Origin of the sequence: Xanthomonas sp. XNM01 (genome assembly GCF_014851915.1) — a bacterium.
In the GTDB taxonomy this organism is placed as follows: domain Bacteria; phylum Pseudomonadota; class Gammaproteobacteria; order Xanthomonadales; family Xanthomonadaceae; genus Pseudoxanthomonas.
The window spans coordinates 41,382-66,152 of the sequence record NZ_JACVAP010000003.1 but is presented as its reverse complement, the minus strand read 5'-3'; the positions used below and the strand labels follow the sequence as shown (position 1 = coordinate 66,152).

Annotated in this window: 25 protein-coding genes and 1 pseudogene; 21 read left to right on the top strand and 5 right to left on the bottom strand. The window is 68.6% G+C overall.

The window, feature by feature from the left end; genetic code table 11:
* The first annotated feature begins 6 nt into the window (after nt 1–6).
* The 15 genes and pseudogenes from rplF to IB242_RS11515 all read left to right on the top strand — a co-directional run.
* Nucleotides 7–534, top strand: coding sequence for a 50S ribosomal protein L6 (gene rplF / locus IB242_RS11585; protein ID WP_192279436.1), 528 nt, complete (start codon nt 7–9; stop codon nt 532–534).
* Between the two features lie 74 nt (nt 535–608).
* Nucleotides 609–965, top strand: a complete 357-nt coding sequence (gene rplR, locus IB242_RS11580; protein WP_192279434.1) for a 50S ribosomal protein L18 — start codon at nt 609–611, stop codon at nt 963–965.
* Nucleotides 966–1,123: 158 nt separating this feature from the next.
* Nucleotides 1,124–1,666, top strand: a complete 543-nt coding sequence (rpsE, locus tag IB242_RS11575; protein WP_192279432.1) for a 30S ribosomal protein S5 — start codon at nt 1,124–1,126, stop codon at nt 1,664–1,666.
* Nucleotides 1,659–1,850: a 50S ribosomal protein L30 gene (rpmD, locus tag IB242_RS11570; RefSeq protein WP_192279430.1), complete on the top strand. Its 192-nt coding sequence runs from the start codon at nt 1,659–1,661 to the stop codon at nt 1,848–1,850. The genes rpsE and rpmD overlap by 8 nt, the downstream gene beginning before the upstream one ends.
* Before the next feature lie 10 nt (nt 1,851–1,860).
* Nucleotides 1,861–2,298, top strand: coding sequence for a 50S ribosomal protein L15 (rplO, locus tag IB242_RS11565; protein ID WP_192279428.1), 438 nt, complete (start codon nt 1,861–1,863; stop codon nt 2,296–2,298).
* 7 nt (nt 2,299–2,305) lie between these two features.
* Entirely contained in the window at nt 2,306–3,661 is a 1,356-nt protein-coding gene (gene secY, locus IB242_RS11560) for a preprotein translocase subunit SecY (RefSeq protein ID WP_192279426.1), read from the top strand.
* Nucleotides 3,662–3,989: 328 nt separating this feature from the next.
* Complete coding sequence (gene rpsM / locus IB242_RS11555) at nt 3,990–4,346, top strand: 30S ribosomal protein S13 (protein WP_192279424.1); 357 nt, start codon at nt 3,990–3,992, stop codon at nt 4,344–4,346.
* A gap of 10 nt (nt 4,347–4,356) precedes the next feature.
* Nucleotides 4,357–4,749, top strand: coding sequence for a 30S ribosomal protein S11 (rpsK, locus tag IB242_RS11550; RefSeq protein ID WP_013535974.1), 393 nt, complete (start codon nt 4,357–4,359; stop codon nt 4,747–4,749).
* Between the two features lie 14 nt (nt 4,750–4,763).
* Entirely contained in the window at nt 4,764–5,393 is a 630-nt protein-coding gene (gene rpsD / locus IB242_RS11545) for a 30S ribosomal protein S4 (protein ID WP_192279422.1), read from the top strand.
* A gap of 156 nt (nt 5,394–5,549) precedes the next feature.
* On the top strand, nt 5,550–6,548 hold the full coding sequence (rpoA, locus tag IB242_RS11540; RefSeq protein ID WP_192279414.1) for a DNA-directed RNA polymerase subunit alpha: 999 nt from the start codon (nt 5,550–5,552) through the stop codon (nt 6,546–6,548).
* A gap of 203 nt (nt 6,549–6,751) precedes the next feature.
* Nucleotides 6,752–7,123: a 50S ribosomal protein L17 gene (rplQ, locus tag IB242_RS11535; RefSeq protein ID WP_192279412.1), complete on the top strand. Its 372-nt coding sequence runs from the start codon at nt 6,752–6,754 to the stop codon at nt 7,121–7,123.
* 142 nt (nt 7,124–7,265) lie between these two features.
* Nucleotides 7,266–7,784 (top strand): disulfide bond formation protein B, encoded by a 519-nt coding sequence (locus IB242_RS11530; protein WP_192279410.1) that lies wholly within the window; start codon nt 7,266–7,268, stop codon nt 7,782–7,784.
* A 40-nt stretch (nt 7,785–7,824) separates the two neighbouring features.
* Nucleotides 7,825–9,219, top strand: a complete 1,395-nt coding sequence (locus IB242_RS11525) for a 3-deoxy-7-phosphoheptulonate synthase class II (protein ID WP_192279409.1) — start codon at nt 7,825–7,827, stop codon at nt 9,217–9,219.
* A 169-nt stretch (nt 9,220–9,388) separates the two neighbouring features.
* Nucleotides 9,389–10,090 carry a hypothetical protein gene (locus IB242_RS11520; RefSeq protein WP_192279407.1) on the top strand — a complete coding sequence of 234 codons (702 nt, stop codon included), beginning with the start codon at nt 9,389–9,391 and terminating at the stop codon, nt 10,088–10,090.
* Between the two features lie 171 nt (nt 10,091–10,261).
* Nucleotides 10,262–11,326 (top strand): annotated as a pseudogene (locus IB242_RS11515) (mechanosensitive ion channel domain-containing protein); the annotation flags it as partial.
* A gap of 90 nt (nt 11,327–11,416) precedes the next feature.
* Here IB242_RS11515 and IB242_RS11510 read toward each other — a convergent pair.
* The 3 genes from IB242_RS11510 to typA form a co-directional block, all read right to left on the bottom strand.
* The gene (locus IB242_RS11510; protein WP_192279403.1) at nt 11,417–13,015 is read right to left on the bottom strand and encodes an amidase; all 1,599 of its coding nucleotides are present in this window, start codon (nt 13,013–13,015) and stop codon (nt 11,417–11,419) included.
* A 65-nt stretch (nt 13,016–13,080) separates the two neighbouring features.
* Nucleotides 13,081–13,569: a DUF2127 domain-containing protein gene (locus IB242_RS11505; protein WP_192279401.1), complete on the bottom strand. Its 489-nt coding sequence runs from the start codon at nt 13,567–13,569 to the stop codon at nt 13,081–13,083.
* Between the two features lie 13 nt (nt 13,570–13,582).
* The gene (gene typA, locus IB242_RS11500; protein WP_192279399.1) at nt 13,583–15,412 is read right to left on the bottom strand and encodes a translational GTPase TypA; all 1,830 of its coding nucleotides are present in this window, start codon (nt 15,410–15,412) and stop codon (nt 13,583–13,585) included.
* A 219-nt stretch (nt 15,413–15,631) separates the two neighbouring features.
* Here typA and IB242_RS11495 point away from each other — a divergent pair, with 219 nt between their 5' ends.
* From IB242_RS11495 to prpE, 4 genes are all read left to right on the top strand, one after another.
* Nucleotides 15,632–16,126, top strand: coding sequence for a peptidylprolyl isomerase (locus IB242_RS11495; RefSeq protein ID WP_192279398.1), 495 nt, complete (start codon nt 15,632–15,634; stop codon nt 16,124–16,126).
* 61 nt (nt 16,127–16,187) lie between these two features.
* Entirely contained in the window at nt 16,188–16,547 is a 360-nt protein-coding gene (locus IB242_RS11490; RefSeq protein WP_192279396.1) for a glutaredoxin domain-containing protein, read from the top strand.
* A 65-nt stretch (nt 16,548–16,612) separates the two neighbouring features.
* Complete coding sequence (locus IB242_RS11485; protein WP_192279394.1) at nt 16,613–17,596, top strand: malate dehydrogenase; 984 nt, start codon at nt 16,613–16,615, stop codon at nt 17,594–17,596.
* A gap of 239 nt (nt 17,597–17,835) precedes the next feature.
* Complete coding sequence (prpE, locus tag IB242_RS11480) at nt 17,836–19,728, top strand: propionate--CoA ligase (RefSeq protein WP_192279391.1); 1,893 nt, start codon at nt 17,836–17,838, stop codon at nt 19,726–19,728.
* Between the two features lie 511 nt (nt 19,729–20,239).
* Here prpE and IB242_RS11475 read toward each other — a convergent pair.
* Nucleotides 20,240–21,610 (bottom strand): M14 family zinc carboxypeptidase, encoded by a 1,371-nt coding sequence (locus IB242_RS11475; protein WP_225540587.1) that lies wholly within the window; start codon nt 21,608–21,610, stop codon nt 20,240–20,242.
* Nucleotides 21,611–21,875: 265 nt separating this feature from the next.
* Entirely contained in the window at nt 21,876–23,102 is a 1,227-nt protein-coding gene (locus tag IB242_RS11470) for a citrate synthase family protein (protein ID WP_192279387.1), read from the bottom strand.
* Nucleotides 23,103–23,222: 120 nt separating this feature from the next.
* On the opposite strand from IB242_RS11470, the gene prpB reads away from it, so the two are divergent.
* The gene (gene prpB / locus IB242_RS11465) at nt 23,223–24,128 is read left to right on the top strand and encodes a methylisocitrate lyase (protein WP_192279386.1); all 906 of its coding nucleotides are present in this window, start codon (nt 23,223–23,225) and stop codon (nt 24,126–24,128) included.
* A 31-nt stretch (nt 24,129–24,159) separates the two neighbouring features.
* Nucleotides 24,160–24,762 carry a DUF1003 domain-containing protein gene (locus tag IB242_RS11460; protein WP_192279384.1) on the top strand — a complete coding sequence of 201 codons (603 nt, stop codon included), beginning with the start codon at nt 24,160–24,162 and terminating at the stop codon, nt 24,760–24,762.
* Nucleotides 24,763–24,771: the final 9 nt, after the last annotated feature.

The following is a 24,771-nucleotide window of genomic DNA, read 5'->3' as shown; positions in this document are numbered from 1 at the left end:
CGACACATGTCCCGCGTAGCCAAGAAGCCGATCGCCCTGCCGAAGGGCGTTGAGTTGAACATCCAGCCGGAAAGCGTCAGCGCGAAGGGTCCGAAGGGCACCCTGTCGCTGGCCAAGCCGGTCGGCGTGCAGATCGCAGTCGAAGACGGCAATGCCGTGCTGTCGGCGAACGACGCCTCGCTGGTGCCGCTGACCGGTACCGTCCGCGCGATCCTGGCCAACATGGTCAAGGGCGTCTCCGAAGGCTTCGAGCGCAAGCTCGAGCTGGTCGGCGTCGGTTACCGCGCCGCGATGCAGGGCAAGGATCTGAGCCTGTCGCTCGGCTTCTCGCACCCGGTCGTGTACGTGGCGCCGGAAGGCATCACCATCAGCACCCCGACCCAGACCGAGATCCTGGTCCAGGGCGCGGACAAGCAGCTGGTGGGCGAAGTCGCCGCCAAGATCCGCGCGTACCGCAAGCCGGAGCCGTACAAGGGCAAGGGCGTCAAGTACTCCGACGAAGTCATCATTCGCAAGGAAGCCAAGAAGGCCTAAGGCCGTCCCGCCCGCCGGACATGGTCCGGTGGTCTGGCAGACCGATAGCCGATCCGCTTTCCGAGGACACCCACATGAGCATCAAGAACAACGCCCGTCTGCGCCGCGCCAAGTCGACCCGCGCCCACATCCGCAAGCTCGGCGTGCCGCGCCTGTCGGTCCTGCGTACCGGTCAGCACCTGTACGCCCAGCTGTTCACCGCCGACGGCTCCAAGGTGCTGGCTGCCGCCAACACCCTGCAGGCCGACGTCAAGGATGGCCTGAAGAACGGCAAGAACGCCGACGCCGCCGCCAAGGTGGGCAAGCTGATCGCCGAGCGCGCCAAGGCCGCCGGTGTGGAGAAGGTCGCGTTCGACCGTTCGGGCTACCGTTTCCATGGCCGCATCAAGGCCCTGGCCGACGCGGCCCGCGAAGGCGGCCTGCAGTTCTGATTCCCCCGGGCCTGCCAGCGGGCGGGCCCGGTTTCTCCGCCGGCGCGGACTGCGCCGGGCACGGCGCCCCTTCTGCGGGCGTCAGCTGCGTCACTGCTGCACTCAACAACAACAAGCGGCCACGAGCCGTACATATCCCATAGTCAAGGAATTTCGAGATGGCAGAAGAACGTGCACCGCGCGGCCGCGATCGTGATCGCAACCGCGAAGAGAAGATCGACGACGGCATGATCGAGAAGCTGGTCGCGGTCAACCGCGTCAGCAAGACCGTCAAGGGTGGCCGCCAGTTCACCTTCACCGCGCTGACCGTGGTCGGCGACGGCGAGGGCAAGGTCGGCTTCGGTTACGGCAAGGCGCGCGAAGTGCCGGTCGCGATCCAGAAGTCGATGGAGTACGCCCGCAAGAACATGGCGACCGTCGACCTGAACAACGGCACCCTGTGGCACCCGATCAAGTCGGGCCACGGCGCAGCCCGCGTGTTCATGCAGCCGGCGTCGGAAGGTACCGGCGTGATCGCTGGTGGCGCGATGCGTGCCGTGCTGGAAGCGGTCGGCGTGAAGAACGTGCTGGCCAAGGCCACCGGTTCGCGCAACCCGATCAATCTGGTCCGCGCCACCGTGCGTGGTCTGACCGAAACCCAGTCGCCGGCCCGCATCGCGGCCAAGCGCGGCAAGAAGGTCGAGGAGATCACCCATGGCTAATGAATCCGCCAAGACCGTCAAGGTGCGCCTGGTGCGCGGCCTGCGCGGCACCCAGTCCCGTCACCGCCTGTCGGTGAAGGCTCTGGGCCTGAACAAGCTCAACGACGTGCGCGAGCTGAAGGACAGCCCGCAGGTCCGCGGTCTGATCAATCAGCTGCACTACCTGGTGCGGGTCGAGGAGTAAGGAGAATCCCATGCGTCTGAATACTCTCAAGCCCGCAGAGGGCGCCCGTCAGGAACGGACCCGCGTCGGTCGCGGCATCGGTTCCGGCCTGGGCAAGACCGCTGGCCGCGGTCACAAGGGTTCCTTCGCTCGTTCGGGCAAGGGCAAGATCAAGGCCGGCTTCGAAGGCGGCCAGACCCCGATGCAGCGTCGTCTGCCGAAGATCGGCTTCCGTTCGATGACGGCCAAGGACACCGCCGAGGTGCTGTTGTACAAGCTGGCGCTGATCGAGGGCGACACCGTCGACTTCGCGGCCCTGCGTGCAGCCAACCTGGTGCCGTCGCGGGCCAAGCGCGCCAAGATCGTCCTCAAGGGCGAGCTGTCGCGCAAGCTGACCATCAAGGGCGTGGCGGCCACGGCCGGCGCCAAGGCGGCGATCGAAGCCGCCGGCGGCAGCATCGAGGAGTAACCGGCACATGGCGCAGAGCGGCATCGGCAATCTCGGCAGCGGTCTTGGCAAGTTCACCGAACTTCGCCAGCGCCTGCTGTTCGTGCTGGGTGCGTTGATCGTCTACCGCATCGGCTGCTTCGTGCCGGTGCCTGGCGTCAACCCGGATGCGATGCTGGCGATGATGCAGGCGCAGGGCGGCGGCATCGTGGACATGTTCAACATGTTCTCGGGCGGCGCCCTGCACCGGTTCAGCATCTTCGCGCTCAACGTGATGCCGTACATCTCGGCGTCGATCGTGATGCAGCTGGCCGTCCACATCTTCCCGGCGCTCAAGGCGTTGCAGAAGGAGGGCGAGTCCGGTCGTCGCAAGATCACCCAGTACTCCCGCATCGGTGCGGTGGGCCTGGCGATCGTGCAGGGCGGCAGCATCGCGATGGCGCTGCAGAACCAGACCGCCCCGGGCGGCATGCCGGTGGTGTACGCGCCGGGCATGGGCTTCGTGCTGACCGCGGTGATCGCGCTGACCGCCGGCACCATCTTCCTGATGTGGGTCGGCGAGCAGGTCACCGAGCGCGGCATCGGCAACGGTGTGTCCCTGATCATCTTCGCGGGCATCGTGGCCGGGCTTCCGGGCGCCGTGATCCAGACGGTCGAGGCCTACCGCAGCGGCAGCATGAACTTCATCTCGCTGCTGCTGATCGTGGTCGTGGTGCTTGCCTTCACCTGGTTCGTGGTGTTCGTCGAACGCGGCCAGCGCCGCATCACGGTGAACTACGCGCGTCGCCAAGGTGGCCGCAACGCGTACATGAACCAGACCTCGTTCCTGCCGCTGAAGCTCAACATGGCGGGCGTGATCCCGGCGATCTTCGCGTCGAGCATCCTGGCGTTCCCGGCGACCCTGAGCATGTGGTCCGGGCAGGCGACGTCGGTCACCTGGCTGCAGCGCGTCGCCAACGCGCTGGCGCCGGGCGAGCCGCTGCACATGATCGTGTTCGCGGCGCTGATCAGTGGTTTCGCGTTCTTCTACACCGCGCTGGTGTTCAACTCGCAGGAAACCGCGGACAACCTGAAGAAGTCGGGCGCGCTGATTCCGGGCATCCGTCCGGGCAAGGCCACCGCCGACTACATCGATGGCGTGCTGACCCGTCTGACGGCAGCCGGCTCGGTGTACCTGGTGCTGGTCTGCCTGTTGCCTGAAGTGATGCGCACCCAGCTCGGCACCTCGTTCTACTTCGGCGGCACTTCGCTGCTGATCGTGGTGGTGGTGGTGATGGATTTCATCGCGCAGATCCAGGCGCACCTGATGTCCCACCAGTACGAGAGCCTGCTCAAGAAGGCCAACCTCAAGGGTGGCAGCCGCGGCGGTCTTGCCCGCGGTTGATCCGACCCAATGGCCGGCGGGCCCATCCCGCCGGTCCTCCGGATGCGACCGGAGCTTTCAAGATGGGCGGCCCGTGCGACGTCTCGCGCGCGGGTGAGACGATGCGGTTGCTGCGCTGGAGTAGCGCGGCCGGCGGAACGGGTAACCGGCTCCGTCAGTATCGTCCGGCGCCGGAGCATGGGCACACTCCCCATGCCGGGCCTGCGGTCTTCGGACCACGGGCTTCCATGTAATCCGAGACATTGATAACATTCGCAGTTCACTTTTGAACCAATCCAGTCGGACGCGCCATGGGCGTGTGCCGACCCTCAAGTTTGGAGATCGCGTCATGGCGCGTATTGCAGGCGTCAACCTGCCGACCCACAAGCATGTGTGGGTGGGGTTGCAGAGCATCTATGGCATCGGCCGCACCCGGTCGAAGAAGGTGTGCGAGGCCGCTGGTGTGGCTTCCGTCACCAAGATCCGTGACCTGTCCGAGCCGGAAATCGAGCGCCTGCGCGCCGAGATCGGCAAGTACATCGTCGAAGGCGACCTGCGTCGCGAAGTGGGCATGGCCATCAAGCGTCTGATGGACCTCGGCTGCTACCGCGGCCTGCGCCACCGTCGCGGCCTGCCGCTGCGTGGCCAGCGCACCCGTACCAACGCCCGCACCCGCAAGGGTCCGCGCAAGGCGATCAGGAAGTAAGGGATAAGACATGGCCAAGCCAGCTGCTGCCAAGACCAAGAAGAAGATCAAGCGCGTCGTCACCGACGGCATTGCACACGTGCACGCTTCGTTCAACAACACCATCGTGACCATCACCGACCGCCAGGGCAACGCGCTGTCGTGGGCGACCTCCGGCGGCGCGGGTTTCCGCGGTTCGCGCAAGTCGACCCCGTTCGCTGCCCAGGTCGCCGCCGAGAAGGCCGGCAAGGCCGCGCTCGACTACGGCGTGAAGTCGCTGGAAGTGCGCATCAAGGGCCCGGGTCCGGGTCGTGAGTCGGCCGTGCGTTCGCTGAACAACGTGGGCTACAAGATCACCAACATCATCGACGTGACGCCAATCCCGCACAACGGGTGCCGTCCGCCGAAGAAGCGTCGCGTCTAAGGGGGCGATAAGAAATGGCTCGTTATATCGGTCCTACCTGTAAGCTCGCGCGCCGCGAAGGCGCCGACCTGTCCCTCAAGAGCCCGGCCCGTGCGCTGGACTCCAAGTGCAAGCTGGAGCAGAAGCCCGGCCAGCACGGCGCCACCGCGCGCAAGGGCAAGCTGTCCGACTACGCCACCCAGCTGCGCGAGAAGCAGAAGGTCAAGCGTATCTACGGTCTGCTGGAGCGCCAGTTCCGCAACTACTACAAGAAGGCCTCGACCAAGAAGGGCAACACCGGCGAGAACCTCCTGCAGCTGCTGGAAACCCGTCTGGACAACGTGATCTACCGCATGGGCTTCGCGGTGACCCGTCCGGCCGCCCGCCAGCTGGTCTCGCACCGTGGCGTGCTGGTCAACGGCAAGCCGGTGAACCTGCCGTCGTACCAGGTCAAGGCCGGCGACGCGATTGCCCTGTCCGAGAAGGCACAGAAGCAGCTGCGCGTCCAGGAAGCCCTGACCGTCGCCGAGCAGCATGACCTGAACCCGTCGTGGGTCGAGGTCGACGCGAAGAAGTTCAGCGGCGTGTTCAAGGCCGTTCCGGACCGCGCGGACCTGCCGGCCGACATCAACGAAGCGCTGATCGTCGAGCTGTACTCGAAGTAATACGTGGCAATCCGCCGCGCCCTCCGGGGCGCGGCGTCGCATTCCACCCCCGGCCGGATCGCGTCGTGTCGCCATCCGGCCGTCCCCGGATGACGGGGCCACAAGCCAAGCCGCCGATTCACCGGGTCGTCGGCTTACTGCAGGAGAATCCGCAACATGACGGTTACCGCAAACCAGGTCCTGCGCCCGCGCGGACCGCAGATCGAACGCCTTACCGACAATCGCGCCAAGATCGTGATCGAGCCGCTGGAGCGGGGCTATGGCCACACGCTCGGCAACGCGCTGCGGCGCGTGCTGCTGTCCTCGATCCCGGGCTTTGCGATCACCGAGGTCGAGATCGACGGCGTGCTGCATGAGTACACCACCGTCGAGGGTCTGCAGGAAGACGTGCTGGAAGTCCTGCTCAACCTGAAGGACGTCGCGATCCGCATGCACACCGGCGAGAGCGCGACGCTGAGCCTGGCCAAGCAGGGCCCGGGCGTCGTCACCGCCGGCGACATCAAGACCGACCACAACGTCGAGATCCTGAACGTCGACCACGTGATCTGCCACCTGACCAAGGACACGGCGCTGAACATGCGCCTGAAGATCGAGCGTGGCTTCGGCTATCAGCCGGCCGCCGCGCGCCGCCGTCCGGACGACGAGACCCGTGCGATCGGTCGCCTGATGCTGGACGCTTCGTTCTCGCCGGTCCGCCGCGTCGCCTACGCGGTCGAAGCCGCGCGCGTCGAGCAGCGCACCGACCTGGACAAGCTGGTCATCGACATCGAGACCAACGGCACCATCGATGCCGAGGAAGCCGTGCGCACCGCCGCCGACATCCTCAGCGACCAGCTGTCGGTGTTCGGCGACTTCACCCACCGCGACCGCGGCGCCGCAAAGGCGGCTCCGACCGGCGTGGATCCGGTGCTGCTGCGCCCGATCGACGACCTCGAGCTGACCGTGCGTTCGGCCAACTGCCTGAAGGCCGAGAGCATCTACTACATCGGCGACCTGATCCAGAAGACCGAAGTCGAGCTGCTCAAGACCCCCAACCTCGGCAAGAAGTCGCTCACCGAGATCAAGGAAGTCCTGGCCCAGCGCGGCCTGTCCCTGGGCATGAAGCTGGAGAACTGGCCGCCGGCCGGCGTCGCCAGCCACGGCATGCTGGGCTGAGCGTGATCGCAGGTCCCTGCGCGGTACGCCGCGCGGGGACCTGCCGTTTCAAGCAGTACGCAGTACCGCGTCGACGGACCTCGAAGTCCGCGGCGCCGACCGGCCAGGAAGGACGGTCAGGGCCATCCGCAGTCCATTGCTCCAGCGCCTGGAAGGCGACAACGACGTTCAACGCTCCATCATTCACATAAGGAATCACACCCATGCGTCACCAGAAAGCCGGCCGCAAGTTCAGCCGCACCAGCGCCCACCGCGAGGCGATGTTCAAGAACATGGCCGCGTCGCTGTTCAAGCACGAGCTGATCAAGACCACCCTGCCGAAGGCCAAGGAACTGCGCCGCGTCGCCGAGCCGCTGATCACCCTGGCCAAGGTCGACTCCGTCGCCAACCGTCGTCTGGCCTTCGCCCGCCTGCGTGACAAGGAAGCCGTCGGCAACCTGTTCACCATCCTGGGCCCGCGCTACGCCAGCCGTCCGGGCGGCTACCTGCGTCTGCTGAAGTGCGGCTTCCGCGCCGGCGACAATGCGCCGATGGCCTACGTCGAGCTGGTCGATCGCCCGCAGGCGGCCGAGTAATCCAGCAGGCCCGCCCTGCCGCGTCACGAGAACCCCGGCCCAGGCCGGGGTTTTTCGTTTCGGCAGGCCGATGTGAGGGTGACGTCGTGGCCGCCGATGCGGAATAATCGGCGGCGACCTTTTCCGACAGGCTTTGACGTCGATGAATCCGATGCGCTGGGGTTTCCGCGCGCAGTTCTTCGCAGGCTTCCTCGCCTGCGTCGCACTCCTGGGGTACGCGATCTACACGCAGCTGCACGACGGCCTCGAGCCTTGCCCGCTGTGCATCTTCCAGCGCATCGCCTATGCGGCGCTGGCGCTGGTGTTCCTGATCGGCGCGCTGCACGGGCCCAGGACGCCCGGCGGGCGCGGCGGTTACGGCGCACTGGTGGCGCTGGCCTCGCTGGTCGGCATCGGCATCGCCGGGCGGCATGTGTGGCTGCAGATGTTGCCGGCCGGCACCGCGCCGTCCTGCGGCCCGCCGTTGGGCTTCCTGCAGGAGACGATGGGCCCGATGGAGCTGGTCCGCCGCGTGCTGACCGGCACCGGCGACTGCGGCACCGTGGACTGGACGCTGTTCGGCCTGAGCATGCCGGTGTGGAGCCTGATCGGCTTCGTGCTGCTGGCGGCCTGGGGCCTGTTCGCCGCGTTCCGCAAGCGCCGCTCGCGGCACCGTCTCTGAGTCTCTTCCGCCGCACCGCCTTCTGCAGGACACCCGCGCCATGAACACAGTGGACCGCCATCCCCATCCGGTACGGCTGCCGCAGGACTGGGCGCCCGCCAGCTGGCGCGAACGCCCTGCGCTGCAGCTGCCGCAGTATCCGGACCCGCAGGCGCTGGCGGCGGCCACCGACGAGCTCGGCCGCCTGCCGCCGCTGGTGACCTCGTGGGAGATCTTCGCGTTGAAGCGGCAGCTGGCCGAGGCGCAGGAAGGCAAGCGCTTCCTGCTGCAGGGCGGCGACTGCGCCGAGAACTTCAGCGACTGCGAGTCCGGCACCATCTCCAACCGGCTCAAGGTGCTGCTGCAGATGAGCCTGGTGCTGGTGCACGGCCTGCACCTGCCGGTGGTGCGCGTCGGCCGCTTCGCCGGCCAGTACGCCAAGCCGCGCTCTGCCGACACCGAGACCCGTGACGGGGTCACGCTGCCCAGCTACCGCGGCGACGTGGTCAACGGCCCGGCCTTCACCGCCGAGGCCCGGGTACCCGATCCGCAGCGGATGATCACCGCGCATGCACGCTCGGCGATGACGATGAACTTCGTGCGGGCGCTGATCGACGGCGGCTTCGCCGACCTGCATCACCCCGAGTACTGGAACCTCAGCTGGGTCGGCTGCTCGCCGCTGGCCGAGGACTACCAGAAGATGGTCAATTCGATCGGCGAGGCGGTGCGTTTCATGGAGACGCTGGCCGGCGCCGAGGTGCACAACCTCAACCGGATCGATTTCTTCACCTCGCACGAAGCGCTGCTGCTGCCGTACGAGGAGGCGTTGACCCGGCAGGTGCCGCGCCAGTGGGGCTGGTTCAACCTGTCCACGCATTACCCGTGGATCGGCATGCGCACCGCCGCGCTGGATGGCGCGCATGTGGAGTACTTCCGCGGCATCCGCAACCCGATCGCGATCAAGGTCGGACCGTCGGTGCAGCCGGACCAGCTGCTGCGCCTGATCGACGTGCTCAACCCCGACGACGAGCCGGGCCGGCTGACCTTCATCCATCGCATGGGCGCGGCGCAGATCGCGCAGAAGCTGCCGACCCTTCTGGAAGCGGTGCGCCGCGACGGCCGTCGCGTGCTGTGGGTCTGCGATGCGATGCACGGCAATACCGAGAGCACCGCCAACGGCTACAAGACGCGCCGGTTCGCCAACATCCTCGGCGAGCTCGAGCAGGCATTCGATCTGCATGCGGCCGCCGGCACCCGTCTGGGCGGCGTGCATCTGGAGCTGACCGGCGAGGACGTCACCGAATGCACCGGCGGCGCGCGCGAGCTGACCGAGACCGACCTGGAGCGCGCTTACCGCTCGACCGTCGACCCGCGCCTGAACTACGAACAGTCGCTGGAGATCGCGATGGCGATCGTGCGCAAGCAGAACCAGCGGCCGGTCGCGGCCGGCGCCTGAGCCGTTTCGCAGCGCGCCCGCCGCCTGCTGGTGGGGGGTGTGTCCGGCCTGCGCGGTGCGCGCAGGCGCCCTGTGGCGGTGCATCGCGACGTTTCCGCGCCGCGTACCCGCCGGATCCGCCGGGCGAAGCGGCGCAGTGCCCGCCACCATGGCCAGACAGGAGCGGGTCGTGACCCCTGAAGCCTTCGCGGTCGTCGAACAGCGGTGTGGCGCGTCGCGCCGCCAGAACGACACGTTCGGATCGCTCCTGCCTGCTGATCGGTCCGACACCAGGCGGGTCGAGCTGGCCCGCGCCGCGATCGACCTGGCGCAGGAGCATCACTCCGCCACGGTTCGCCTCGTCCTCGCCCGCGAGTTCGGCGCCGCTGCTGCGCTGCTTCGGCCCATTCTCGAGGCTGCTGCAACGGGCGACTGGTTGGTCTATGTGGCCAGCAATGAGCAGGTAGCCGCCCTGCCGATGGACGCAGCGGACAATCCCGTCGTGGACGTCCCGCCGCTGGGTGAAATGGCGAAATCGCTCGTGCCCGTGTTTCCGCCGATCAGCATGATCGTGGAGGGGTGGAAGCCGGGAGGCGCTGCCAAGTGGCTGCACAAGTACGCGCACGGCAGCGTGCCGCAGCTGAATCGCCGCGGCGACGATGGATGGTCCGAAGGTGACCTGGTGTTTGCGCTGATCCGGGCGGACACGTTTGCGACGGTGGCGTGCTGCCTGGAAACGGTGCTGGCCCCCAATCAGCCACTCGCGGCCTATGGCTTCGGGCGGCGGGATGCGCTGGCGCAGGAGCGATTCGATCTCTTCGGCGGCGTCGCCGTTCCCCCTCAACCAGCGACGCTCCCGGAGGCGCCGCTGGTGCTCGCCGAGCGCATGTAGCGCCAAGTCGTGGAACGCCTCGCGGCAGCCGGCGTGGCCGCGCGCGTTCCGCACCGGCATGCATGATCCGCACGCGTGCAGTGACAGCAGTCACGCGCGGCCACCAGATTGCCTACACATGCGCCTGCGCATACTGCATCGCCATCGGTCTTCGATGGAGGTGATGCGGGCATGCGGGATATCCGGTTCGACTCGGCGCTGCTGGAAACCTGGTTCCTTCCGATAGGCGCGGCCCTGCTGCTGGGGCTGGTGGTGCATCTGGTGCTGCAGCGGGTGTCGCGCCGGATGCGCGACCGCGATGCCACCCATGCGCGCGTGCTGCGCGTGGTGATCGTGCCGCTGTCGTTCGCGCTGCCGCTGCTGTTCCTGATGCCGGCGCTGCAGGCCGTGCCGATGGAGGAGAGCACGCTGGCGATGTGGATCCACGTGCTGCGCCTGGCCCTGTTCGGCTGCCTGACCTGGCTGCTGGTGCGCGTGGTCGGCGCGGTCGAGGCCTCGATCCTGCGCCGCAATCCGATGGAGATCGCCGACAACCTGCACGCGCGGCGCATCCAGACCCAGACCCGGGTGCTGAGCCGGGTGGTGATGGGGGCGGTGATCCTGCTGGGCATCGCGCTGGCGCTGATGACCTTCCCGGCGGTGCGCCAGATCGGCGCCACCCTGCTGGCGTCGGCCGGCATCGTCGGCCTGGTGGCCGGCATCGCGGCCAAGCCGGTGTTCGGCAACCTGATCGCGGGTCTGCAGATCGCGCTGGCGCAGCCGATCCGGCTCGACGACGTGGTGATCGTCGAAGGCGAGTGGGGGAGGATCGAGGAGGTCACCAGCACCTACGTGGTGGTCCGCATCTGGGACGAGCGCCGCATGGTGGTGCCGCTGACCTGGTTCATCGAGAACCCGTTCCAGAACTGGACGCGGACCAGCGCGCAGATGCTGGGCACCGCCTTCCTGTGGCTGGACTACCGCACGCCGCTGCCGGCGCTGCGTGCCGAGCTGGAGCGGATCTGCCGCGAGGAGCCGCTGTGGGATGGCCGGGTCTGCGTGACCCAGGTGACCGAGACGGCCGAGACCACGATCCAGGTGCGCCTGCTGGTCAGCGCCCGCAACTCGGGCGAGGCATTCGACCTGCGCTGCATCGTGCGCGAGCGGATGATCGATTTCCTCACCCGTCAGCATCCCTACGCGTTGCCGCGGCTGCGCGCGGAGATCGAACAGGCCGAACAGGCGAGGACGCCGTCCGCGCGCCAGCCGCGTCCGGAGATTCCCAGTTCCCCGCGCGCCGAGGACGTCGATCCCGAGCTGCCCCCCGCTGCGGCCGGTTGAGCGGGCTCAGTCGACGGTGGTGGCCGGCATCGCCGGCAGCGGCGGCGGGCGGCGCGCCTGGGTGAGCTGCTCGTAGGCGTAGCCGTACTGCAGCACGCGCGCGTCGTTCCAGGCCGTGCCGATGAAGCTCAGGCCCAGCGGCAGTCCTCCGGCCTGACCCATCGGTACCGTCAGCGCCGGATAGCCGGCCACCGCGGCGGCGCCGTAACCGGCACCGGGGAACCGGTCGCCGTGGGCCGGGTCGATCCGCCAGGCCACGCCGGTGGTCGGTGCGACCAGCACGTCCAGGCGCTGCGCGCGCAGCGCCGCATCGATGCCTTCCGGACCCGCCAGGCGGCGCGCGCGCATGCGTGCGGCGATGTAGCCGGGATCGTTGAGGCCGCCGCGTGCGGCCGCTTCCTCGAACAGCTCCTGGCCGAACAACGGCATCGTCTGCGCGGCATGCGCGCGGTTGTACTCGATCAGCGCCGCCAGGGTGGTCAGTGGCGCGCCGCGCTGCTGCAGATAGCGCTCCAGGCCGGCCTTGAACTCGAACAGCAGGAGCTCGCGCTCGTCGTCTTCCCACTGCCCGGCGGTGGGGATGGCGGCGTCGACGACGGTGGCGCCGGCCGCTCGCAGCGTGGCGATCGCCTGCCCGGTGGCGGCGGCCACCTCCGGTGAAATCCCGGTCGCCTCGCGCAGCACGCCGATGCGCACGCCGCGCAGCGCGTCGGCGCGCAGGCGCTCGGCGTAGTCCGGCGCGAGCAGGCTGCTGCCGTCGGCGGTGGCCGGATCGGCGGGATCGCGCCCGGCGATGGCCGACAGCAGCAGCGCCGCATCGGCGACGCTGCGCGCCATCGGCCCAGCCGTGTCCTGGCTGTGCGAGATCGGCAGGATGCCATCGCGGCTGACCAGGCCGACCGTGGGCTTGAAGCCGACCACGCCGTTGACCGCGGCCGGGCACAGGATGCTGCCATCGGTCTCGGTGCCGATGCCGGCGGTGGCCAGGTTGGCCGCCACGGCCACCGCGGTGCCCGAGCTCGATCCGCACGGCGAGCGGTCCAGCGCATAGGGATTGCGCGTCTGCCCGCCGCGCGAACTCCAGCCCGAGATCGAGCGGGTGGAGCGGAAGTTGGCCCATTCGCTGAGGTTGGTCTTGCCGAGGACGACCGCGCCGGCTTCGCGCAGCCGCCGGACCAGAAAGGCATCCTGCGCCGGGCGGAAGTCGGCCAGGGCCAGCGACCCTGCGCTGGTCGCCATCGGCGTGGCGTCGATGGTGTCCTTGAGCAGCAGCGGGATGCCGTGCAGCGGCCCGCGCAGGCGTCCGGCACGGCGTTCGGCGTCGCGTGCGTCGGCTTCGGCGCCGGCCTGCGGATCGAGTTCGATGATCGCGCCCAGCCGCGGGCCGTTGCGGTCCAGCGTCTCGATGCGCTGCAGGTACGCGTCCACCAGGTGCCGGCTGCTGGTCTCGCCGCGGGCCATCGCGGCCTGCAGCTGGGCGATGTCGGCCTCGCCGTAGGGGAACTGCGCCGTCTGGGGCGATGTCCCGGTGCTGTCGGGCGGGGCGGGAGACGGCTGGCAGGCGCAGAGCAGGGCAGCGGCGGCCAGCGACAGGAACGTACGCATCGGCGATGTCCGTGGGACCACCGGCAGGCTAACCATGCGCATCGGCCCGCGCAACGCGACGCTGCTCAGCCTGCGTCCGGCCCGTTGGCCGGCCGGCGGCGGAACAGGTCGCGGGCCAGCACGCCGACCACGATCAGGTTGACCGCGAGCACCGCCCAGGCGGTCCAGCCCGGGTGGCGGACGATGGCGTAGATGTCGAAGGGCAGGTAGAGCGAGGCGGACACGCAACCCAGCCATGACGCCCAGGCGCGCGCGCGCCACAGGCCCCAGGCCTCGACCAGATGCAGTACACCGTAGGCGAGCATCGCCAGGGCGGCGATGTGGATGGCGTCCGGCGTGATCATCCGCAGCAGCGACGGCAGCGCGCCGTGCTCGGGATCCAGACTGAAACGCTCGATCAGCAGATCGAGCGCATGCTGCAGCGGCAACGGACCGAGGATCTCCAGTCCGGTTGCCGCCAGCAATGCCAACGCGCCCTTGGCCGCCTCCAGCGTGGCGATCAGGTGCAGGCCCGGATGCGCACGCGGATCCGGGTTGTAGGGCGCGTCGGCCACGCGTGCGACGGGATCAGCCGGCGCGCGAGGCGCGCTTGCGGTCGCTTTCGGTCAGGAACTTCTTGCGCAGGCGGATCTCCTTCGGGGTGATCTCGACCAGCTCGTCGTCCTCGATGAAGTCCAGGGCCTGCTCCAGCGAGTACTTGATCGCCGGGGTCAGCGCGATCGCATCGTCCTTGCCCGACGCGCGCATGTTGGTCAGCGGCTTGGTCTTGATCGCGTTGACGGTCAGGTCGTTGTCCTTGGAGTGGATGCCGACCAGCTGGCCTTCGTACACGTTGTCGCCTTCGGCCGCGAACAGCTTGCCGCGCTCCTGCAGCGGGCCCAGCGAGTAGGCCGGCGTGGCGCCCGGCGCATTGGCGATCATCACGCCGTTGATGCGCTTGGCGATCGCGCCCTGCTCCTTCGGGCCGTAGTGGTCGAACACGTGGAACAGCAGGCCCGAACCCTGGGTCAGGGTCTTGAACTCGTTCTGGAAGCCGATCAGGCCACGCGCCGGGATCTGGTACTCCAGGCGCACGCGGCCCTTGCCGTCCGGCTCCATGTTCTTCAGCTGGCCCTTGCGGGTGCCCAGCTTCTCCATCACGCCGCCCTGGTGGACTTCTTCCACGTCGACCACCAGCTGCTCGATCGGCTCCATCTGCTGGCCGTCGATCTCCTTGATGATCACTTCCGGACGCGACACGGCCAGCTCGTAGCCTTCGCGACGCATGTTCTCGATCAGCACCGACAGGTGCAGCTCGCCGCGGCCGGAGACCAGGAACTTGTCGGCGTCCTCCAGCTGCTCGACCTTCAGCGCGACGTTGTGCACGGTCTCGCGCTCGAGGCGGTCCTTCAACTGGCGGCTGGTCAGGAACTTGCCGCCCGACAGGTCCTTGTGGCCGGCGAACGGCGAGTTGTTGACCTGGAAGGTCATCGAGATGGTCGGCTCGTCGACGGTCAGCGGCGGCAGCGCCTCGGGCGTGTCCAGCGCGCAGACGGTGTCGGAGATGGTCAGCTCCTGGATGCCGGAGATGGCGACGATGTCGCCGGCCTCGGCCGAATCCTGCTCGATCCGCTCCAGGCCCAGGAAGCCCAGCACCTGCAGCACCTTGCCCTGGCGCTTCTTGCCCTCGCGGTCGATCACCGCGACCGGCATGTTCTTCTTGAGCGTGCCGCGCTGGATGCGGCCGATGCCGATCACGCCGACGAAGTTGTTGTAGTCCAGCTGGCTGATGCGCATCTGGAACGGGCCATCCGGGTCGACTTCCGGCTTCGGCGCGTGCTGCATGATCGCCTCGTACAGTGCGGTCATGTCGCCGTCGCGCACGCTGTCGTCCAGCGAGGCGTAGCCGTTCAGCGCCGAGGTGTAGACGATCGGGAAGTCCAGCTGCTCGTTGGTCGCGCCGAGCTTGTCGAACAGGTCGAACACCTGGTCGATCACCCAGTCAGGACGCGCGCCCGGGCGGTCGATCTTGTTGACCACCACGATCGGCTTGAAGCCCATCGCGAAGGCCTTCTGGGTGACGAAGCGTGTCTGCGGCATCGGGCCGTCCATCGCGTCGACCAGGATCAGCACGGTGTCGACCATCGACAGCACGCGCTCGACCTCGCCACCGAAGTCGGCGTGGCCCGGGGTGTCGACGATGTTGATGCGGTTGCCGTTCCAGGTGATGGCCGTGTTCTTGGCCAGGATCGTGATGCCACGTTCCTTTTCCTGGTCGTTGCTGTCCATCACGCGCTCGGCCAGCACCGTGCGCTCGGACAGGGTGCCGGACTGCTTCAGCAGGCAGTCGACGAGGGTGGTCTTGCCATGGTCGACGTGGGCGACGATGGCGATATTGCGCAGTTTTTCGATGGACATGGCGATAGGCGCGCCGTTCGCACGCGGGGCAGGGAAGAAAGGAAGCCGGCTATTATATCCGGTCTGCCCGTCAACGGTGTGACCGCTGGCGAAGCTGAACGAGGGAGCGTTCCGGACGCCGCCGCCAGCGGCCGGGGCGGGCTTGAATTCGCCACCCTCCATGCCCACCCCAACCGGGCACCGCCATTCCGGCCCGTCCCCCTGCTAGAGGAACTCCGCATGTCCCTGACCGCCACCTTCGACACCTCCCGCGGCACCATCAAGATCGATCTGCTGGCCGACAAGGCGCCGCTGACCGTCGCCAACTTCGTCAACCTGGCCCAGCGCGGCTTCTACGACGGCCTGAACTTCCACCGCGTGATCGGCGATTTCATGATCCAGGGCGGTTGCCCGGAAGGCTCCGGCCGCGGCGGCCCGGGCTACCGGTTCGAGGACGAGACCGACAACGGCGTGCGCCATGAGCGCGGCGTGCTGTCCATGGCCAATGCCGGCCCGAACACCAACGGCAGCCAGTTCTTCATCACCCACGTGGCCACCCCGCACCTGGACGGCCGCCACACCGTGTTCGGCAAGGTCACCGAAGGCCTGGACGTGGTCGACAGCGTCGCCCAGGGCGACAAGATCAACTCGGTGAAGATCGAGGGCGATGCCGAGGCCGCACTGGCCGCCAGGGCCGACCGCGTCGCCGAGTGGAACCGCCACCTGAGCGCCTGATGCGGGCCGGGGCCGGACAGGGTGCGTGCTACCATTTCCGGCTCCCACGCACCGTGACCGCATGCGGATTCCCGCTCTCCTGCTGCTGATCGGCGCCCTCGGCGGCGCCTGGGCCTGGTGGTCGCACGACCGCCAGGCGCCGCTGCATCCGGACGACCCGCGCCAGGCCACCGGCGATGCCGGCATCGTGATGCTGGCCGCCGAGTGGTGCGGCTACTGCCGCAAGCAGCAGGGCGACTTCGAGCGCGCCGGCGTACGTTACCGCGTGCTCGATGTCGAGACCGAGGATGGCGACCGTGCGATGCGCGCGCTCGGCGCGCGTGGCGTGCCGGTCACCGTGGTCGGCCAGGCCGTGATCCGCGGCTACGACACCGCCTCCTTGGACCAAAGACTTAGTCCGCTGGGTTACGACGTCTATTAACCTGCGCCGGCCCCGCGTTCCCTCCACGTTCCACCCGTCATCCACCGCGAAGGACACTTCCACAGATGAAGACCCCCGTTCGAGTTGCCGTCACCGGCGCCGCCGGCCAGATCGGCTACGCCCTGCTGTTCCGCATCGCTTCCGGCGAGATGCTCGGCAAGGACCAGCCCGTGATCCTGCAGCTGCTGGAGCTGCCGATCGACAAGGCCCAGGCCGCGCTGAAGGGCGTGATCATGGAACTGGAGGACTGCGCGTTCCCGCTGGTGGCCGGCATCGTCGGCACCGATGACCCGGAAGTGGCCTTCAAGGACGCCGACGTGGCCCTGCTGGTCGGCGCGCGTCCGCGCGGCCCGGGCATGGAGCGCAAGGACCTGCTGCTGGAGAACGCGAAGATCTTCACCGCCCAGGGCGCCGCGCTGAACAAGGTCGCCTCGCGCGACGTCAAGGTGCTGGTCGTGGGCAACCCGGCCAACACCAACGCCTACATCGCGATGAAGTCGGCGCCGGACCTGGATCCGAACAACTTCACCGCCATGCTGCGCCTGGACCACAACCGCGCGCTGAGCCAGCTGGCGACCAAGGCCGGCGTGGCCGTGGGCGACATCGAGAAGCTGATCGTGTGGGGCAACCACAGCCCGACCATGTACCCGGACTACCGCTTCGCCACCGTCGCCGGTGCGTCGCTGAAGGACCGGATCAACGATGCCGACTGGAACGCCAACGACTTCATCCCGAAGGTCGGCAAGCGCGGCGCGGCGATCATCGAGGCCCGCGGCCTGTCCTCGGCTGCCTCGGCTGCCAACGCGGCCATCGACCACATCCGCGACTGGGTGCTGGGCAGCAACGGCAAGTGGACCACGATGGGCATCCCGTCCGATGGTTCCTACGGCATTCCGGAAGGCGTGATCTTCGGCTTCCCGGTGATCACCGAGAACGGCAAGTACACCATCGTCCAGGACCTGCCGATCGACGACTTCAGCCAGAAGGCCATCGACAAGACCCTGGCCGAGCTGGAAGAAGAGCGCGCCGGCGTGTCGCATCTGCTCTAATCGCAGGCCTGTCGCACGCGTGACGGACAAGGCGGCTTCGGCCGCCTTTTTCGTGCGCGGAGCATGGCCCGCACGGCGCGGGAGATCGGCGCCGATACCGGTGCGCCGTGGCTGTGGCCAGTCCACCTGCTTCCTGCCTGATGCGCGATGGCCCAGGGCCTGCTTCGACCAAGGTCTGAGGGCGCGCGTGGCCTGGCGGGTCTAGATTCGACCCGGCACGCCACTAGGAGGGGGCCGCCATGCAGTACACCGAGTTCCATCGTCGCTCGATCGAACAGCCCGAGGCGTTCTGGGCCGAGCAGGCCGCCGCGATCGACTGGAAGACGCCGCCGCAGACGATCCTCGACGACAGCGATCCGCCGTTCCGGAAGTGGTTCGTCGGCGGTACGACCAATCTGTGCCACAACGCGGTCGACCGGCATCTGGACGCGCGCGGCGACCAGCTCGCGCTGGTCGGCTGGTCCAGCGAAACCGGCAGCGTGCGCGAACTGAGCTACCGCGAGCTGCATCGCGAGGTGAATGCGTTCGCATCGGTGCTGCAGTCGCTGGACGTGGGTCAGGGCGACCGCGTGGTGATCTACATGCCGCATACGCTGGATGCGGCGATCGCGATGCTGGCCTGCGCGCGCATCGGGGCGATCCACTCGGTGGTGTTCGGCGGATTCGCCGCGCAGAACCTGGCGGTACGCATCGATGACGCGAAGCCCAAGGTACTGGTCTGCGCCGATGCCGGCAGCCGCGGTGGCAAGGTGACTCCGTTCAAGCCGCTGGTCGACGACGCGCTGGCGCGTGCGGCGCATCCACCGGCCCATGTGCTGGTGATCGATCGCGGACTGGCCGGCGACGTCGCACTGCAGCCGGGGCGCGATCACCTGTACGGCCCGCTGCGCGAGGCGCATCTGCAGGCGCAGGTGCCGGTGGTGTGGCTGGAATCGAACGCGCCCAGCTACATCCTCTACACCTCCGGCACCACCGGCCGGCCGAAGGGCGTGCAGCGCGATGTCGGCGGCTATGCGGTCGCGCTGGCGTTGTCGATGTGGTCCATCTACGACGTACGTCCGGGCCAGGTGATGTTCTCGACTTCGGACATCGGCTGGGTGGTCGGGCATTCGTACAACGTCTACGGCCCGCTGATCGCGGGCGCGACGTCGATCCTTTACGAAGGCCTGCCAACTTCGCCCGATCCGGGCATCTGGTGGAAGATCTGCGAGCGCTACGGCGTGCGCACGATGTTCTCGTCGCCGACCGCGGTGCGGGTGCTGAAGAAGCAGGATCCGGCCTGGTTGACGCGGCATGACCTGTCGAAACTGCAGTACCTGTTTCTCGCCGGCGAGCCGCTGGACGAGCCGACTGCGCAGTGGATCACCGAAGCACTGGGCAAGACGGTGATCGACAACTACTGGCAGACCGAGACCGGCTGGCCGGTGCTGACCCTGATGCCGGGGCTGGAGATGCAGCCCGTGAAACTTGGCTCGCCCGGGCTACCCGCACCCGGCTACCACCTGCGCGTGATCGACGAGACCACCGGCGCCGATGTCGGCCCCGGGCAGAAGGGCGTGCTGGCGATCCAGCCGCCGCTGCCGCCGGGCTGCCTGAGCACGGTCTGGGGCGACGATGCGCGCTTCGTCTCCAGCTACTTCAGCCACTTCAGGGAGAGGCTGTACAGCTCGCTGGACTGGGCGATCCGCGACGCCGACGGCTACACCTTCATCCTCGGTCGCACCGATGACGTGATCAACGTTGCCGGGCATCGTCTGGGCACGCGCGAGATCGAGGAATCCGTATCCAGCCATCCGGGGGTGGCCGAGGCCGCGGTGATCGGCGTGCACGATGAAGTGAAAGGCCAGGTGCCGGTGGTGTTCGCCACGCTGCGCCAGGCTGGCGATGAGGCCGCGGCGGCTGCGCGCGGGATGCTGCAGACCGTGTCGGAACAGCTGGGGCCGGTCGCGCGGCCATCGCGTGTGTATGTGGTTGGTGCATTGCCGAAGACGCGCTCGGGAAAGCTGCTGCGGCGTTCGCTGCAGGCGCTGGCCGAGCAGCGCGACCCGGGGGATCTGTCGACGCTGGACGATCCCAACGCGCTGGACGAGGTGCGACGCGCGCTGGAGCGGGGTGCGGATGCGGGCGGCTGAGGGCGTGTTGCGGCGCTGATGGGGTGCGCGTCGCGTGTGCTTTTGGATCGGCGCGCGGTTGTCGGCGCGGATGACGGTTGTGATGAAGCGTCGGCTTCGTACGGGCAGCCACCCGCCGATCCACTGCGTGGGGCGTTTTGATCGTGGCTTTGGTGAAGGTGCCTGCAATGAATGCAGTGCGCGTGTCGCGGTGTTGATGCGGGATGTGTCGATGCGACTGTTCGGACGGATGCAGGCCGTCGGTGGGACATCGGCTTCGGATGGGCAGCGGTCCGCCGGGTGACTGCCGCTGTTCCCGCGGCCGGGCGTCCTGCCCGGACGCGTGCGCGAGGCCATCCTGCCGTGCTTTCCGCGGCAGCCGCCGCCGGTCCACTGTGCGGGGCGTTGTGATCCTGACTTCGGTGATGGTGGCAACTGTGAACGCGTTCCGGCGCTGATGCGAGGCGGCGATGCCGCTGTCATCGGGTTGCGTCCTCGGGGTCATCCGACGCGCGGTGATCCGCAGCGGTGTCTACTCCTTCTGTGATCCTGCCTCGTCCTCGTCAGGCTGGACGTGCCCGGGGTCGACATCGCCGGCCAGCGTCCACACCACGTCACGGCCTTCGGGATCGCGGCTGAGCACGAAGCGTGCAGGCGCGCCGGGCAGCAGCGCCGGTGGGCGCGATGCCGCGTTGCCGGCAGGCGGCAGTGGCACGACGAACAGGCCGTGCGCATCGATCGTGCGGCGTGCGTTGGCGTCGGCCAGGTCGCCGACTTCGTTGATGCTGCCGCCGCGCTCGCTCAGCGGATCGCGGAAATTCACCAGCAGGTCGGCGCGCAGCTGTGGTTGGCCGGGCACCGCCAGGGTGCCGCCGAGGATGCGCAGGTCGGGCCAGACCTTGCCGTTCTCCGGCAGGTCGCGGTACAGCGCGGCGGGCAGGCCTGCATGGCTGCCGCTGGCGATGCTGTCCAGGCCGGCGACCAGGGCCAGGAAGTACAGCCGGCGCAGCTGCTGCTTCTCCAGATCACCGTCGATGCCGCCGGCTTCGATCAGCACCGTGCTCGTGCCCCACTGCGTGGTCAGGTCGCCGAACGCACGCGGGTCGAAGGTCTCGTCCCAGCGGGCGATGTGGCCGGCCAGTTGCGGCTCCAGCGCGATCCGGATCGCGCCGGCGACCTCGATCGCACGCGTGCGCACGTCGTTGATCGTGTTGGCGTGGTCGTACGGTGGCGACAGCAGCGCGATCGCGGTGCCGCGCGCGGAATCGCCGGCGCGGTAGCCGACACGCTGGTCGTGCAGGTTGAAGCCGAAGCGCGGCTGCACGCGGTCGTGCAGGGCCTTCAGCGTGCGTGCTTCGGGTGTGGCCAGCGCACGTGCGTCGCGGTTCAGGTCGATGCCCTGCGCGTTGCGGCGCTGGAAGCGCGCGGTGCCGTCCGGGTTGACGATCGGCATGATGTGCAGCGTGGTGCGCTCGCGCAGGCGCCGCACCAGTGGATCGCGCGGATGCTCGCCGAGGAAACGGAACAGGTCGGCCAGCGCCATCGACGCGGTCGCCTCGTCGCCATGCATCTGCGACCACAACAGCACGCGGGTTTTGCCGTTGCCCCAGGTGATGTGGCGCAACGGGCGGTCCTCGACGCTGCGGCCGATCTCCTCGACGCTGAAGCCCTCGCGCGTCTCGAGCAGTGGCATGGCGATCCGCCACCAGTGTTCGGGGTCGAAATCGCGGCGTTCCAGTCCTGCCACACGCAGCTCGCTGGCGTAACGCGCATCCAGCGCGGGCAGCCAGGCCGGTGGCGGCGGGACCGGCGTGGTGCTGGCGGTGGCAGACGTCGCCTGGGCGGGGACGCAGGGCATCGCGCTCAGCAACAGCAGCAGGGGCAGGGCGAAGGCATGGCGCATCACGGGCCTGGGGTCGCGAATGGTGTCAGGCAGGGTCGGCAGCGTGTGCCGCAGTGTCAAGCCGCATGGCGTGAGGATAGAGGCTTGCGATGCAGGCGCGATGTCGTACGTCGATGCCGGCATCGCGCCGCGTCAGGGCGGGTACCGTTGCGTGCCGACCGGTCCTCGCGATTCGTCCTGTGCGCATGCCGTGCACGGCCGGCCATGCGCGTCGTACCTGCGGCATCAGCCGCCGCGTCGGCGCTGCCGTTCGCGCGGCGCCGTGTCACTCCTGCGCCGTGCCGCCTTCGGGCAGGGCGCCAGTGTAGCGGGCGCGCGGCCGGATCAGCTTGCCGAAGGTCTGCTGTTCCAGTGCATGCGCCAGCCAGCCGGCGAGGCGTCCGGCGGCGAACAGCACCAGCGCCGGCGAGGCGGGCAGGCCGTAGGAGTGGCAGATCGCGGCCAGCAGCAGGTCCACGTTCGGCTGCTGGCCGCTGGCCTCGCTGGCGGCGGCGATCATCTCGTCGATGCGGCGCATCGCGCGGCTGCGGCCGGCGCGCTCACGCAGCATGCGCAGCAGCTCGGCCGCGCGCGGGTCGCCCTGCGGGTAGAGCGCGTGGCCGAAGCCGGGCAGCTCGTCGCCGCGTTGCCAGCGCGAGGCGATGAAGGTGCCGGCCGACGGCGCGTTCAGCGCATCGTCGATCAATGCATGCGCGCGTGCGGTGGCGCCGCCATGGCGCGGGCCGGACAGCGCGGCCAGGCCCGCGCAGACCGTGGCATGCAGGTGCGCGCCGGTGGAGGCGACCACGCGCGCGGCGAACGCCGACACATTGAGTTCGTGGTCGGCGCACAGCACCAGCGCGGCGCGGACCAGACCGGCGAAGCCGGCATCGTCCGGCTGCCAGGCCTGCGCCAGGGTCAGATGCACCGGCCGCGGATCCGGCCGCGCGGCGACCAGCAGCGCCGCGTTCTGGCGCAGCAGGCTGGCGGCGATCTCGCGCCGTACCGGCAGCGAGGAGTTGAACGAATGGCGCACGTCCAGCGCCAGCAGCGGGATCGCCGCCATCGCCCGTTCCAGCGGCGGCAGGCGCGCATCGCCAGCGATCGGCGCGACCCGGGTCGGCCAGCGCGTGGCCGGCGCGCTGGCGAACGGATCCTCCTCGCCGCAGTCCCACAGAATCCGGGCGATGTCCTCCAGTGTGGCGCCGGCACGCACCGCCTCAACCGCGGACTGGCCGCGGTAGTAGGGGCTGTCCGGGCGGATCAGCGAGATCCGGGTCTCCAGCACCGGCAGGCCGCGGTCCAGGCTCTGTGCGGCGCCACGCGCGGCGCCGTGGCCGGCGCGCTTGCGCTGCACCAGTTGCTCGACGTCCTGGCGCCGGTACACGCGGCTGCGCTGGTCCGGCCCGGGCCGCGACTCGAGCTGGCCGCGGCTGACGTAGGCGTACAGCGTCGCCGGGCTGATGCCGAGGATCGCGCAGGCCTCGCGGGCCGGGATGTAGTCGTCGCTCATGTCGATATATTGATTGATTGCATCAAGATTGATCAATAGGTTGATTGCTGCCAGATTGACGGCGCCCCATGGGATCCGTTCCCGGGTCGCCGGGGCGCATCGACAGGAGCATCCGATCCCATGAGCACGCAGTCCGCTGGCGCCACCACATCTCCGGGAGCGGCGTTCCGCGCCGCCCTTGCCGCCGAATCGCCGTTGCAGGTGATCGGTGCGATCAACGCCAACCACGCGCTGCTGGCGAAACGCGCCGGCTACCGGGCGATCTACCTGTCCGGTGGCGGCGTCGCCGCCGGCTCGCTCGGCCTGCCGGACCTGGGCATCAACACGCTGGACGACGTGCTGATCGACGTGCGCCGCATCACCGATGTCTGCGACCTGCCGTTGCTGGTCGACATCGACACCGGCTTCGGGCCGAGCGCGTTCAACATCGAGCGCACGATCAAGTCGCTGATCAAGGCCGGCGCCGCCGCCTGCCACATCGAGGACCAGGTCGGCGCCAAGCGCTGTGGTCACCGCCCGGGCAAGGAGATCGTGCCGCAGGGGGAGATGGTCGACCGGGTCAAGGCCGCGGCCGATGCGAAGACCGATCCGGACTTCTTCCTGATCGCGCGTACCGATGCGATCCAGGTCGACGGCGTGGACGCGGCGATCGAACGCGCGATCGCCTGCGTCGAGGCGGGCGCCGACGGCATCTTCGCCGAGGCCGCCTACGACCTGGACACCTATCGCCGCTTCGTCGATGCGGTGAAGGTGCCGGTGCTGGCCAACATCACCGAGTTCGGCAAGACCCCGTTGTTCAGCCGCGACGAACTGGCCTCGGCCGGCGTGGCGATCCAGCTGTTCCCGCTGTCGGCGTTCCGCGCGGCCAACAAGGCGGCCGAAACCGTCTACACGGCGATCCGCCGCGACGGCCACCAGCAGGCGGTGGTGGACGGCATGCAGACCCGCGAGGAGCTGTACGAGCGGATCGGCTACCACGCCTTCGAGCAGCGGCTGGATGCCCTGTTCGCCGGCAAGGGCGCATGATCCACGCAGGTTCCCTCGCACGGGCATGTCCATGAACACACACACCGGCAGCGTGCCGCCAAGCGGTCGCATCGATCGTCGCCAGACCGCGCGGCAGTTGTTGCGGACCGAGCTGGAAAAGCTGCCCGATGCCGAACGCGAAGTGGTGGAGCGTTTCATCGCCAGGCGCCATGTGGCGCGCGACATCGCCAAACAGGTCCATCACGACCGCACGCTCGGCGAGCGCATCGCCGACCGGGTCGCCGAGATCGGCGGCAGCTGGAGTTTCATCATCGGCTTCGCGCTGGTGCTGCTGGCGTGGATCGTGCTCAACAGCGTGCTGCTGCACGGTGGCTTCGATCCGTATCCGTACATCCTGCTCAACCTGTGCCTGTCGTGCCTGGCCGCGATCCAGGCGCCGGTGATCATGATGAGCCAGAACCGCCAGGCCGCGGTGGACCGCCTGCGCGCGCAGAACGATTACGAAGTGAACATCAAATCCGAGCTGGAGATCCTGCAGGTGCACGAGAAGCTCAACCAGCTGCGCGAGCAGGATTGGGCGACCCTGGTCGAGCAGCAGAACCGCCAGATCGCCATGCTGCAGCAACTGCTCGAGCGCGCTGGCGGCCTGCCGCCGGATGCGCCCGCGCGCTGATCCGTCCAG

Coding starts and splice junctions, on each gene's coding strand:
- rplR (WP_192279434.1), top strand. CDS start 609: ATGAGCATCAAGAACAACGCCCGTCTGCGCCGCGCCAAGTCGACCCGC.
- IB242_RS11490 (WP_192279396.1), top strand. CDS start 16,188: ATGCGGATTCCCGCTCTCCTGCTGCTGATCGGCGCCCTCGGCGGCGCC.
- secY (WP_192279426.1), top strand. CDS start 2,306: ATGGCGCAGAGCGGCATCGGCAATCTCGGCAGCGGTCTTGGCAAGTTC.
- rpsK (WP_013535974.1), top strand. CDS start 4,357: ATGGCCAAGCCAGCTGCTGCCAAGACCAAGAAGAAGATCAAGCGCGTC.
- prpE (WP_192279391.1), top strand. CDS start 17,836: ATGCAGTACACCGAGTTCCATCGTCGCTCGATCGAACAGCCCGAGGCG.
- rpsM (WP_192279424.1), top strand. CDS start 3,990: ATGGCGCGTATTGCAGGCGTCAACCTGCCGACCCACAAGCATGTGTGG.
- IB242_RS11530 (WP_192279410.1), top strand. CDS start 7,266: ATGAATCCGATGCGCTGGGGTTTCCGCGCGCAGTTCTTCGCAGGCTTC.
- rplF (WP_192279436.1), top strand. CDS start 7: ATGTCCCGCGTAGCCAAGAAGCCGATCGCCCTGCCGAAGGGCGTTGAG.
- rpoA (WP_192279414.1), top strand. CDS start 5,550: ATGACGGTTACCGCAAACCAGGTCCTGCGCCCGCGCGGACCGCAGATC.
- rpsE (WP_192279432.1), top strand. CDS start 1,124: ATGGCAGAAGAACGTGCACCGCGCGGCCGCGATCGTGATCGCAACCGC.
- IB242_RS11510 (WP_192279403.1), bottom strand. CDS start 13,015: ATGCGTACGTTCCTGTCGCTGGCCGCCGCTGCCCTGCTCTGCGCCTGC.
- rpsD (WP_192279422.1), top strand. CDS start 4,764: ATGGCTCGTTATATCGGTCCTACCTGTAAGCTCGCGCGCCGCGAAGGC.
- rplQ (WP_192279412.1), top strand. CDS start 6,752: ATGCGTCACCAGAAAGCCGGCCGCAAGTTCAGCCGCACCAGCGCCCAC.
- rplO (WP_192279428.1), top strand. CDS start 1,861: ATGCGTCTGAATACTCTCAAGCCCGCAGAGGGCGCCCGTCAGGAACGG.
- IB242_RS11475 (WP_225540587.1), bottom strand. CDS start 21,610: ATGCGCCATGCCTTCGCCCTGCCCCTGCTGCTGTTGCTGAGCGCGATG.
- prpB (WP_192279386.1), top strand. CDS start 23,223: ATGAGCACGCAGTCCGCTGGCGCCACCACATCTCCGGGAGCGGCGTTC.
- IB242_RS11470 (WP_192279387.1), bottom strand. CDS start 23,102: ATGAGCGACGACTACATCCCGGCCCGCGAGGCCTGCGCGATCCTCGGC.
- IB242_RS11485 (WP_192279394.1), top strand. CDS start 16,613: ATGAAGACCCCCGTTCGAGTTGCCGTCACCGGCGCCGCCGGCCAGATC.
- IB242_RS11525 (WP_192279409.1), top strand. CDS start 7,825: ATGAACACAGTGGACCGCCATCCCCATCCGGTACGGCTGCCGCAGGAC.
- IB242_RS11460 (WP_192279384.1), top strand. CDS start 24,160: ATGAACACACACACCGGCAGCGTGCCGCCAAGCGGTCGCATCGATCGT.
- typA (WP_192279399.1), bottom strand. CDS start 15,412: ATGTCCATCGAAAAACTGCGCAATATCGCCATCGTCGCCCACGTCGAC.
- IB242_RS11495 (WP_192279398.1), top strand. CDS start 15,632: ATGTCCCTGACCGCCACCTTCGACACCTCCCGCGGCACCATCAAGATC.
- rpmD (WP_192279430.1), top strand. CDS start 1,659: ATGGCTAATGAATCCGCCAAGACCGTCAAGGTGCGCCTGGTGCGCGGC.